Genomic DNA, 12,413 nt, shown 5'->3' with positions numbered 1-12,413 from the left:
CAATAGTTATACTGAATGGTAAGTGACCATTTTTTTGTGCGAAGTTTTATATAGTATTGATTGATAGGGTGAGACTCAGCTATAAGATTAGGCCAATCTGCTAGGAAAAGGAATCACCTCTTCCAAACTGCTGGCCCCTACAATGACCATAAACAATCTGTCTATACCAACCGCAATACCGCTACAAGGTATAAGGTTGTCAGAGGCTGCAATCAAATGTTCGTCGATTGGCATGACGGGCAAGTCGTGCCGCTCTCGCAGTTGATTGTCTTTTTCGAAACGTGCTCTTAGTGCTTGACCATCTGCCAGCTCGTCATACGCGTTGGCGATCTCAATCCCATTGATGTATAACTCAAAACGCTTGGCAACCTCATTGCCCTCTTTATCCAGTGCTGTCTTGGCCAATGCCGCTGTCGCAGGTGGATACTCTATAATCAACGTGGGTAAGTCATGGCCCAAATGTGGTTCGACCGCATGGCTAAATAGTAAATCCAGCCAGCTTTGACGACGATCTGCCTCACTGTCACTACTGTGCTCACTATTGAAATCAAACCCCATTAGTCCTTTGTCTTCAGCGACTGCTTGCAACGCAGCCAGACTTGCCGTTAATGGATGTATGCCAACAAAATCCATAAACGCATCAACATAACGATAGTGATTCATCACAACAGGATAGCCGTACAACATCTCTAATAGCTCGCCAACCTCAGCCGCCATGTCTGCCAAGCTATAATTTGGCTGATACCATTCGAGCATGGTGAATTCTATATTATGCCTTGTGCCAATTTCATTGTCTCGAAATACAGGACAAATCTGATAGATGGGTACTTGCCAACTCGCCAGCAAACGTTTCATGGCAAATTCAGGTGACGTGTGCAGATAGTACGTGCTGGGCTTGTCTTGATACGTCACTTGCGCCGCCACTGATTGTAAAAACGTATCCGTATTACCTGCTTGAGAAAGCAGCGGCGTCTGTACTTCTAGCACTTGCTGCTTAAGAAAAAACTGACGAATATTACTCATAAACTGCGCGCGCTGCTGTGCCATCGCAAGTGACATCGTAGGTGCGTAGCTGGATCTGTGCGAAGAATGGCTGGCTTGATTCATTATTATCTACTACAACTGACGAATAATTATTTTTGGTTGATAGTTTTCAGACTGAGCGCATACATTGTGATTGAATGTTTAAGACTGCCACTCACGGCGCAGATGATAATCACGTCTCAGCTGATCAAAGTCAGCACCGTTTACTTGACCATCGACTACCTTTTCTCTTAGAGCCGAATCATCTTGCTTGATATCGTAAAACTTACTCAATCTATCTGGATGTGCCTTTAGCTCCGACCACAAGAACATATTCAGCGGTAATAACGTCTGCATAGATTGAGTCGGTGTGACCGATAATTGCTCACATAGCGCATCATAAATAATTTGTGTACCACGCAGCTTACCTTCTACGGTATAACCAGCAATATGCGGCGTAGCAATGGCAAGCTTAGAGAGTAATCGCTCTGAAATTTGTGGCTCATGCTCAAACACATCTAACACCACTTGTCTGTTAGTACGTTCGATATCTGCTTCAAGGTCACTTGCCTGAATGACAGGACCACGTGCGCTATTAATTAACATGGTATGGGCAGGCATCATCGCTAATGTCTCTGCATTGATTAGATGGTGCGTTGGATAGTCGCTGCCGTTGCTAGTATGCTGAGTATCTGTATTTTTGTGACTGGTCAATGGCACATGCAGACTGACGACATCACCCTGACTCAGAACTTGCTCTAGGCTGGCATTGTTTATATCGGAAGGTGGTAGCAGTGGATCATAACCGAGCACCTGCCAGCCTAAGTCGCTGGCATAATCAGCCAAGCTACTGCCAATATTACCCAGTCCAATAATGCCAAGCGTTATTGACTGTTGCCAATACTGCGGTCGTAAAGTCAAGATAGCCGTCAACACATATTGCGCAACAGAATGCTTGCTACAGCCAGCCGCATTGGCAAACGTTATCTGGCGCGTCATCAAATACTCTTGATCGACATGATCGGTACCGATGGTGGCAGAGCCCACAAATCGCACACTTTTATTAGCAGCCAATAATGCCTCACCCACTGGTGTCACCGAGCGTATCAATAAGATCTCAGGCTGCAACTCTGCTAGAAGGTCTGCATTGATATCCCGTCCAGCCACTGTGATGATATTGACAGTTTGGCCAGTTACTTGTCCGAGCGTTGAAGCATTAAAAAACTCATCTAAGCTTGCGATATTGCTATCGGCAATGATCGTAATAGGTGTGGTCGTATCCATATTACCCTTCATAATAGTTGCAGCATTATTGTGGCTATTTTGATTTACAGTTTTTATCTAAAATCACGCTGCCAGAAATTGCCTCAGAATTGCTAAGTTACTTTTTTGCAGTCAATTATTAACGACTGCGATACTCATTCTATTTTCTCTTCTGGAGGCAAAGTCTGGCTATCAATCAGAACCTTTTCTTGAGCCGCAAATAGCTCATTCTTGTGGTTCGAGATCCATTCACGCCATACCGCAAGTCCAATGGCTAAGACCACAGGGCCGATAAATAAACCAACGAAGCCAAAGGCCGTTAGACCACCCAATACACCAATGAAAATAATGATAAAAGGAATTTTGGTCGCACCACTGATCACAATAGGACGGATCAAGTTATCAACCCAACTAATCACCAAAGTGCCCCATAGCGCCAAACCAATGCCTTCTACGGTGTAACCTTTACTCAGCAGCCAAATAGACACCCCGCCCCACACAAATGGTGTGCCAAAAGGAATCAAGGCAATAATAAAAGTAACAATAGTCAATAAAATAGGACTTGGCGCACCAGCGAAGTAATAACCAACACCCGCCAATAGTGCCTGTGCTAAAGCAGTCAAACCGATACCATATACCACAGCGCGTGTGGTCGTACCCACCGAATCAATATAACCATCGATGCGATTGCCAATGATATTGCGTAACGCTTGACGAATTTGACGGATCAAACTGGTACCATCGCGGTAGAAAAAGAACAGGGTCATCAATGCCATACCAAGCTTTGCAAGACTACTGAACGCCACATCTAAAGCGACTTTGCCATAATACAAATGCGACTGCACCCACATCCGAAAAGCTTCAAGGGTTCCTTCAGGGTTTTTGTTGATTCGCCACAGCACATCTTTGACTTGCTGACCGATAACTGGCAAATCTTTAATAGAATTTGGTACATCCAAATAGCCGACTTTGACACGATACACGAGATTACTAATCAAGCTCAGGGCTTCTTGCTGAAGAATAAACACTCCAATCACAAGTGGTACACCTATTATCAAAGATATACTCACCGTCATAATGGCAGCGCTAAAATTGGGGCTGAGCTTCACTTTTTCATAAAAAAAGTTATAAACCGGAAAAGTCACGTATGCCAGAATGGCTGCCCAAAGTGCCGGTACAATAAAAAATTGTATGACCTGAAAACACAATACGAATAATACAACCAATAAAGTAATAGCCAGCAAGCGCTGAATAATAAACTCTTTTGTCCAATTTTCAATCATAGCGTATAAGCCAAGAGCAGGTAGCAAGGCGTATCATCGCCTTGCTGGCAAGTTTATAAATATATGATGAACGCCAATTTACAGAGCTTATCTATAAACTGTGTCCATTAACGAGGGTTACGGGTTGTAATATAGCGGCAAACCGCTGTTTGATCAGCATTCAATAACAGCATACCCTACGCTATCACTGTCTACAAATGCTATTAAAATAAAGTCAAAATATTGCTATTAAGCTATTTTATTATGCAGCAAAAAAAGACCATTTTATAACGCTATGTTGTAATTTTTACTTACAACTTTCTCTATCTTAACTTACTAGACCATGACAACAGTATTCAAAACGTCATACATACTTTTAGTCTATAAAAACAAAGCATACCAAACCGCTTTTATCTTTATGCATGAAACATATATCTTGAAAGGTAATTCACTGGCGCGTTCTATTTGTCACGACAATTGATGTTATACTAAGAGTATTATCTTGAGCTTTTCAACATAGTTACGTTCATTTGAGCGCATTTATTTTGATGGTTATAAAGACATAGCATTTTTCAAACCAAAAACCTATTCAATACCTTTCTCTAGACTATCGTATCTGATTTTTAGAGTCATGCCATAATTTTAGATATTATGCATCGGTATCGTATAGCGGGTTAAGTAAGATTGAGACTCATCATACGGGTTCTATATTAGAACTAAATATAAAAGAGTGTTATTTTGAGTGAGTTTCGGGGCGACTTTGATTTTATTGTAGATCAACACTGACCGACCAAATTTTAAATACTGTTTTTAAATACTATATCGATAGGAAAAATAACGATGTCAAAAGACACTGATAATCCCAATACCACTACTTCAAACGAGACCAGCAGGCCACAAGAGACTGTTACCTTTGCCTTGGCGCAATCGCACTTCTTAGTCGGTGATATCGCGACTAATACCGAAAAAATGCGTACCCTTGCTTTGCAAGCACGCGAACAAGGCGCAGATGTTATCGTTTTCCCAGAGCTTGCACTGTTGGGTTACCCTCCTCAAGATTTATTGTTACGCCCAAGCTTGTCAGGCCGTGTCAAAAACGCCTTATCAAACTTAAGTGATATCGACGATATCGTCATGATTGTTGGTTATCCACATGTGGACCATCATGGCACTTTTAACTCTGCCGCCATCTTACATAATGGTCATCAAAAGGGTTTTTATCACAAGCAAGTTTTGCCAAATTACGGCGTATTTGATGAGCGTCGCTACTTTGATAAAGGTCGCAATCAAGTTTTATTCGACTATAAGGGCATCACCATTGGTCTTCTTATTTGTGAAGACTTGTGGGAAAAAGGCCCGATCTCTGATCTGAAGAAACAAGGCGCTGATCTGATTGTCAGCTTAAACGCTTCCCCTTTTGAGATTGAAAAACAAGAAAACCGCAAAACCATGCTGGCCAAACGTAGCCGCGAAAACAACTTACCTATTTTGTATGTCAACGCCGTTGGTGGCCAAGATGACTTGGTGTTCGATGGTGGCTCTATGGCCGTACAAGCTGATGGCAGCGTTGCTCATGAAGCGCCGCGCTTTATGAATCAGCTATTATTGGCGACTTTGGATGTCAAAACAGCCAAGTTCAACAATCAACCTAAAGCACCTTTGACTTTGAGTCGTGAGTCGGAGATGTATCAGGCATTGGTGGTTGGTCTACGCGACTATGTCAATCACTCAGGATTCTCTGGCATTATCGTTGGGTTATCAGGCGGTATTGATTCGGCCTTGACGCTATGTATCGCCGTTGACGCCTTAGGCGCTGACAAAGTATATGCGGTCATGATGCCGTACGAGTATACCTCTCAAATCAGCTTAGAAGATGCGCAGGCGCAAGCCCGCCGTTTAAATGTGTCTTATACGGTTTGTCCTATCTTTGATGCGGTTGAAGGCATTCGTCATACCCTAGCACCTTTATTTAATAAGTCGCCTGCCGATACCACTGAAGAAAACATCCAAGCCCGTGCGCGCGGTGTTGTGCTAATGGCATTGTCCAATAAATTCGGTCATCTGGTCATCACAACTGGTAACAAGTCAGAATTGGCGGTTGGATATTCGACGCTATATGGTGATATGGCAGGCGGTTTTGATGTCTTAAAAGACGTGTACAAAACCCAAGTCTATAAGTTGGCCAGCTATCGCAACCGTTTAGAAGACACGCCTGTTATCCCTGAGCGTGTCATCACGCGTCCACCATCAGCCGAACTACGCCCAGATCAAAAAGATCAAGACAGCTTGCCTGACTATGATGTATTGGATGGTATTTTGATGTCTTATATCGACGAGGACATGGGTTATCAAGACATCGTCGATAAAGGTTTTGATGCAGAATTGGTCGCAAAAGTCATTAAAATGGTCGATCATAACGAATACAAACGTTTGCAATCACCTATTGGCACCAAGATTAGCCACAAAGCCTTTGGCCGTGAGCGCCGTTATCCTCTGGTCAATAAATGGTCCATAAAAGGCTAACCGCTTCTTCACACGCAACTTTTGACTCTTAAAAGTTGCGCTGTGCTGATGGCCTAACCATTTTATAGAGAATTGGATTTTTACCATTGGCTGGGAGCTCTCCCAGCTTTTTTGGTTTCTATATACTTATCTTTTCCGTTTTTATACTTTCAAATTTGTTATAAACCATGCTTTACGTCTCCTTCTAATGAATTCTCTCACTATTATTTTTAATCCCCACATTTTTTACCGAGTATGTCATGAGTCTGCTAACTGCCAGTATTTTTCTTATTTTACTGCTAGCCTTAAGTGCTTTTGTTTCTGCTGCTGAGATTGCCATTGCGGCGGCTCGTAAGATTAAACTACAAATCATGGCAAAAGAAGGCGATGTTCGTGCCTTCGATGTGCTTAAAATGCAAGAGCATCCTGGCAGTTTTATTACTGTTGTACAAGTGGTGCTCAATGCAGTCGCGATTTCAGCAGGGGCAGTCGGAGAATCTGCTATCAGCCCTTATCTAGAGCAATTATTGGATAATGAAGCCGTCGCGTCTGTCATATCATTTATTCTGATTACCAGTCTATTCTCTTTACTTGCTGACTTGATGCCCAGACGTTTTGCGATGTCCAATGCCGAAATAATCGCTGTGCGTCTTGTACGTCCCATGATGCTATTGATTTTTTTCTTTAAGCCTGTGATTTGGGTATTTGACGGCGCGGCAAATATCGTCTTTAAGCTTTTGGGTATCTCAACCATACGTCAAGATGATATGACACCAGAAGACATCTACGCCGTAATGGATGCAGGTGCAGAAGCAGGCGTCATCAAGAAACAGGAACATCATCTCATCGAAAACATCTTTGATATGCAAGAGCGCACCGTCACCTCCGTCATGAATCCGCGCGAAAACATCGTATATTTTGATACCAAGACCACTACCGAAGACGTTGTTGAAGTGATGATTGAGCAGCCACACAATAAATTTTTGGTGTGCTATGAAGATGACTTAGAACAAATCTTGGGTTATGTAGAGTCACGCAGTTTTTTGGCGTTGGTTTTAAACCAACAACAGGTCAGCTTGACCGATAAAGCGCTCCTCAAGCCCGCGCTATTTGTTCCTGATACCTTATCTTTGTTCGAAGTTCTAGAGATGTTTAAATCTACTGGGGCGGACTTTGCGGTTATCGTCAATGAATATGGATTGGTGGTGGGCGTCATTACCCTCAAAGATGTCATGAGCATCGTTATGGGCGAGCTTGTGACTACCGAGGAGCAGCCAATCGTCCAACGTACAGATAACTCTTGGTTGATCGACGGTATGACCCCGATTGAAGATGTGGTTCGTGCTTTGGATATTGTCAGCTTACCGCGTAGTCAGAACTATGAAACCATTAGCGGGTTTATGATGTACATGCTACGTAAAATTCCAAAGAAAACGGACACGATTGAGTATGCCAATTATCGATTTGAGATTATCGCCACTGATAACCTCAAAATCACTCAGATGTTGGTAACCAAGTTTGAAGACCCTGAATAAAGTAACTGTCTGTCTATTGTTTTGATCGTGGGTCTGAGAATAGCGCTTTTACTTATTTGGCTGTTCTCTCAAAAGGCAATACACGAGCCTTGATAAATCATAGATGCAAAAAGGCGCTTGCAAGAATAGCAAACGCCCAGTGTTTATAGACTATGTGGGAATATCTTTATTTACAGCTGATTTCTTGCGCCGAAGATGGCAGTTCCAACGCGTACCATTGTAGAACCGTTAGCGATTGCCTCTGTCATGTCCCCACTCATTCCCATACTCAAAGTATCCCAGCCACTCAGCTCTGGGTGACGCTGTTTGATCTCATCAAACAACTGCTTGGTTCGAGCAAATGCATCAGTGTCGGCCTTAGCAGGAATGATCATCAAGCCGCGCAACTGTAATCGCTCATAGTCTTTAATCGCCTTGATTAAATCAGGTAACTGCTCTGGCAAACACCCTGACTTACTTGTTTCATTGTCAATATTTAGCTGAATCAATACATTCAATGGCGACATATCAGCTGGGCGCTGATCATTTAAGCGCTTGGCAATAATGTCACGTTCGACCGTTTGTACCCAATCGAAATGCTCAGCGATATCACGAGTTTTATTACGCTGGATACTGCCAATATAATGCCAAATAATAGTGGTACGGTCATGCTGTGCTTTTAGGCTAGTAATTTTTTCTACCGCTTCTTGTAAGTAGTTTTCGCCAAAATGTGCTTGTCCTCGCTGCGCCAACATCGCAATCATCTCAGCAGGTTTGGTTTTAGAGACAGCCAAAAGGACAACATCTTTGGTTTGTCTCTCGACTTTATCACAAGCTTGCCTCATCTGTTCACTGACTTGCTGCCAATTATTAATAAGGCTTTGACTATCTATATTATTTTCATCGTTTTTCATATAAAGCTCGCAAGGATAATTTGATCAAATATTAAATAAAAAGCGCTTTAATTATAAGCATAACTAATTTTGCATTTTGTTGATGTAGTAGATGGTTAAATACCAATAGTCTTGTTATTATATTGTTACATGGATTAACAAATACAACCAATTACTAGCGTTCATTTCCTCGCTTACTCTTCATCGAAATCCTTGCTCTAAAAGCGCATCTATCGATTGGCAACCGTATATTCTATGCTCTTTTGTCCCACTTTCATTGATAGGAATATCTGATCATGGCTGAAAAAAACCCCTTAAGTATTGAAGATTTGCTTCGCTTCACCGTCAAGCATAAAGCATCAGATTTACATATTTCAGCTGGTATGCCGGCTATGATTCGCGCCGATGGTGAGATGACTAGAATCAATATGCCGTCAATGACGCATCAAGTGGTGCATCAGCTTATTTATGACATCATGAATGATAAGCAGCGTGCCGATTTTGAAGAGTTTTTTGAAACAGATTTTTCTTTTGAGATTCCCAATTTGGCCCGTTTTCGGGTAAACGCATTTAATCAAAATCGTGGTGCTGGCGCTGTTTTTCGGACCATTCCCTCTAAAGTTCTTACCATGGAAGATTTGGGTATGGGCGATGTATTTAAACGTGTCTCAGATTTTAAGCGTGGTGTCGTATTGGTGACAGGCCCTACAGGTTCAGGCAAATCAACCACATTGGCAGCCATGATTGACTATATCAATGAAACTCGTAAAGAGCATATTTTAACCATTGAAGACCCCATTGAATTTGTCCATGAATCCAAAAAAAGTCTTATCAACCAACGTGAGGTTCACCGCGATACATTAGGCTTCGAGCCAGCACTTCGATCTGCCCTACGTGAGGATCCAGATGTTATTTTGGTCGGTGAGCTACGTGACCTTGAAACCATTCGTTTGGCATTGACGGCCGCAGAAACTGGTCACTTAGTATTCGGCACACTACACACAAGCTCAGCCGCCAAGACGATTGACCGAGTTATCGATGTATTTCCTGCAGCAGAAAAAGACATGATTCGTGCCATGTTATCTGAATCATTACAAGCGGTGATTTCACAAACGCTGCTACGTCGTCAAACAGGCGGGCGTGTTGCTGCACACGAAATCATGCTGGGCACACCTGCTATTCGTAACTTGATACGTGAAAATAAAATCGCTCAGATGTATTCAGCGATTCAGACTGGGGCAGGTGACGGCATGATTACCCTTGATCAAACCTTGAAGAACTTAGTAGGAAAAGGCACCATCAGTAAAGATGTGGCTCGCCCTTATGCCAAACAGCCTGAGGCATTTTTGTAGTATCATCGATCCTATATTGCCAGCCCTTCGTTATTGATAGAAGCATTAGCAATGTAGGATATTTATTCTCACTGATCATTATTAGCGATTTTGAACACATAATTTTAGACTTCTCTTTAATCGATTTACATCGAGTGCAGGTACGATATGGATATTGATAAACTATTGCAGCTAATGATCAATAAAAATGGCTCTGATCTTTTTATTACCGCTGATGTGGCCCCTTCCATGAAAATAAATGGAAAAATCCTGCCAGTAGGTAAAACACCGTTGAGTGCTGATCAAACCATGAGACTGGTCAAAGGGGTAATGACGCCTTCTCAGCAAAAAGAATTTGAAGAGACCAATGAATGCCAGTTTGCTATCTCTGATGAGGCTCAACAAGCCCGTTTTCGGGTTAGTGCTTTTATACAGCGTGACATGGCAGGAATGATTTTACGAAAAATTGAAAATAAAATCCCAACCGTCGAAGAGCTACGCCTACCACCTGCTCTAAAAGAGCTGGCAATGAAAAAAAGAGGCATTATTTTATTGGTTGGTGCTACTGGTACAGGCAAATCTACTACGCTTGCTGCCATGATCGGACATCGCAATCACAATTCTCATGGTCATATCATCACTATTGAAGATCCGATTGAATTTGTCCATAAACATCGTGGCTGCATCATCACCCAACGTGAAGTTGGTCTCGATACCCACTCGTTTGAAGCGGGTCTAAAAAATACTTTGCGCCAAGCGCCTGATGTTATTTTAATTGGTGAGATTCGCAACCGAGAGGTCATGAGCTATGCCATTCAATATGCCGAAACAGGGCATCTGGTATTTGCAACATTACACGCAAACAATGCCAACCAAGCCATTGACCGTATTATTCACTTTTTTGAAACCAGTCGTCACAATCAGCTATTTATGGATTTGTCCCTAAACCTACAAGCCATTATTGCTCAGCAGCTCATTCCAACTCCAGATGGTAAAGGGCGACGCGCTGCTATTGAGATTTTATTAAACTCCCAGCTGATTAGTGACTATATTCGTAAAGGTGAGGTTCATGAAATCAAAGATGTCATGACGCGTTCGCGTGAGAGTGGCATGCAAACCTTTGATCAAGCTTTGTTTGACTTATATGAGCAAGGAGAAATCACATACAAAGAAGCGATTCTTCATGCGGATTCTCCCAATGACTTACGCTTAAAAATCAAACTAAGTAGTAAAAATGGTATGGCGAATCTGGACGAAGGCGCTGATAGTTTATCGTTAGACATCACTTAGATATTTTTAACCTGTCCTCCTTACAACAGAGCAAAACCTTTCATCACAAAAAAAGCCTTTTATTATCACTAATAAAGGCTTTTTTTAGTTTGAGGGCAATGCTCATTTTTGGCTTGAGAAAGTCAAGCTAGGCCTGATTATTTGGCACTATCTCGACATTCTTGGTTATTACAAATGCCATATAATACCAATGAATGGCCCGACAGTTTAAAACCATGTTTTTCTGCTACCTTGAGTTGTTCTTCTTCGATTACTTCGTTATGAAATTCTATAATCTTGCCACAAACATCACAAACCAGATGATCGTGATGACCTTCTTGAGTAATCTCAAACACAGATAAATTGTTTTCAAAGTTGTGGCGTTCGACGATTCCTGCTTGCTCAAACTGCGTTAATACTCTGTAAACAGTCGCTAGGCCCACATCCTCGCCCTGATCAATCAGCGCCTTATAAATTTCTTCTGCACTCATGTGATGCAACTCAGCACTTTCAAGCAACTCTAAAATCTTGATACGAGGTAACGTAACCTTTAAGCCGGCTTTACGTAAATCTTGATTGGTAAAAGAAGCCATAATATTCCTTCTGACTGTGACAGTCTTAGCAAATAAAAATCCAAAAATATAAAATAAACAATCGTTAGTGATTATTTTCTATTCAATATAAAATTTTTTAATAAGGACTCACTGAGTTTTTGTAAATAAATGGCCACGCTCTTATTTTTTGGAATATGAATGCAAGTCCATGAATTTAAAATATAAATAATAAACCTACTCAGGTAGTGTTTGGTAAATAATGTCGTAAGTGGTAGGAAATTGCAAGTAAATGACGTATCATTTGTCCAAGATTATCGGTCAGATCAGCTTCAATCAACTTTGGCCGCGCCTAATTCATTGCTTATGAGTCATCTTACCATGATAAAGACATTAAATTTTCGTCCATTAAGCCGTACCAGCGCATTACGCAAGATTGCTATCACCAGTATGCTTAGCGCTGCTGTTGCGATGTCTGGCTGCTCATTATTGAGTGTTTATAAGATTGATTTGCCACAAGGCACGGCGATTACTCAAACCCAAGCACAAAAAATACAAGTGGGTATGAACCAAAACCAAGTGCTCTATATTCTTGGTAGTCCAGCCATCAGGGACACACTTGAACCCAAGCGTTGGGACTATATTTACGACTATCAAGCTGGTACAGAAGGACGCCGCAAAGGTATCGCTGATGTCAAAGATGCCAGCCAGCATTTGGTTATTTACTTCGATGACAACGGTTTGGTTAATCGTATCGAAGGTATTGACAGTCTGCCAGCTTCTTAATTGCTATCAATTTCTTAAT

General features: G+C 41.8%; 10 protein-coding genes. 5 read left to right on the top strand and 5 right to left on the bottom strand.

The features are described 5' to 3' along the window. Positions 1-87: 87 nt before the first annotated feature. The 3 genes from epmA to A3K91_RS01735 form a co-directional block, all read right to left on the bottom strand. Entirely contained in the window at positions 88-1,107 is a 1,020-nt protein-coding gene (epmA, locus tag A3K91_RS01745; RefSeq protein ID WP_062843740.1) for an EF-P lysine aminoacylase EpmA, read from the bottom strand. Between the two features lie 78 nt (positions 1,108-1,185). Then, positions 1,186-2,307 (bottom strand): 4-phosphoerythronate dehydrogenase, encoded by a 1,122-nt coding sequence (locus A3K91_RS01740; protein WP_062843739.1) that lies wholly within the window; start codon positions 2,305-2,307, stop codon positions 1,186-1,188. A 134-nt stretch (positions 2,308-2,441) separates the two neighbouring features. Then, complete coding sequence (locus A3K91_RS01735) at positions 2,442-3,569, bottom strand: AI-2E family transporter (RefSeq protein ID WP_062843738.1); 1,128 nt, start codon at positions 3,567-3,569, stop codon at positions 2,442-2,444. Positions 3,570-4,388: 819 nt separating this feature from the next. Between A3K91_RS01735 and A3K91_RS01730 the strand changes: the two genes are divergently transcribed. After that, positions 4,389-6,071 (top strand): NAD+ synthase, encoded by a 1,683-nt coding sequence (locus A3K91_RS01730; RefSeq protein ID WP_179288328.1) that lies wholly within the window; start codon positions 4,389-4,391, stop codon positions 6,069-6,071. 239 nt (positions 6,072-6,310) lie between these two features. Beyond that, positions 6,311-7,585, top strand: a complete 1,275-nt coding sequence (gene paeA / locus A3K91_RS01725) for a polyamine export protein PaeA (RefSeq protein ID WP_062843736.1) — start codon at positions 6,311-6,313, stop codon at positions 7,583-7,585. A 170-nt stretch (positions 7,586-7,755) separates the two neighbouring features. Here paeA and A3K91_RS01720 read toward each other — a convergent pair whose 3' ends face one another. Then, positions 7,756-8,478 (bottom strand): YggS family pyridoxal phosphate-dependent enzyme, encoded by a 723-nt coding sequence (locus A3K91_RS01720; RefSeq protein ID WP_062843735.1) that lies wholly within the window; start codon positions 8,476-8,478, stop codon positions 7,756-7,758. A gap of 275 nt (positions 8,479-8,753) precedes the next feature. Between A3K91_RS01720 and A3K91_RS01715 the strand changes: the two genes are divergently transcribed. Together A3K91_RS01715 and A3K91_RS01710 are read left to right on the top strand one after the other, a co-directional pair. Then, positions 8,754-9,809, top strand: coding sequence for a type IV pilus twitching motility protein PilT (locus tag A3K91_RS01715; protein ID WP_062843734.1), 1,056 nt, complete (start codon positions 8,754-8,756; stop codon positions 9,807-9,809). Between the two features lie 147 nt (positions 9,810-9,956). Next, on the top strand, positions 9,957-11,078 hold the full coding sequence (locus tag A3K91_RS01710; protein ID WP_062843733.1) for a PilT/PilU family type 4a pilus ATPase: 1,122 nt from the start codon (positions 9,957-9,959) through the stop codon (positions 11,076-11,078). Between the two features lie 137 nt (positions 11,079-11,215). Here A3K91_RS01710 and fur read toward each other — a convergent pair whose 3' ends face one another. Further along, the gene (gene fur / locus A3K91_RS01705; protein WP_062843732.1) at positions 11,216-11,650 is read right to left on the bottom strand and encodes a ferric iron uptake transcriptional regulator; all 435 of its coding nucleotides are present in this window, start codon (positions 11,648-11,650) and stop codon (positions 11,216-11,218) included. Between the two features lie 324 nt (positions 11,651-11,974). Here fur and A3K91_RS01700 point away from each other — a divergent pair, with 324 nt between their 5' ends. After that, a complete protein-coding gene (locus A3K91_RS01700) occupies positions 11,975-12,394 on the top strand; it encodes an outer membrane protein assembly factor BamE (protein WP_062845808.1) in 420 nt (139 codons plus the stop codon). Positions 12,395-12,413: the final 19 nt, after the last annotated feature.

The organism is Psychrobacter alimentarius (genome assembly GCF_001606025.1).
In the GTDB taxonomy this organism is placed as follows: Bacteria; Pseudomonadota; Gammaproteobacteria; order Pseudomonadales; family Moraxellaceae; genus Psychrobacter; species Psychrobacter alimentarius.
Note: the sequence above shows the minus strand (reverse complement) of the source record. Positions and strands in the feature narration are given on the sequence as shown.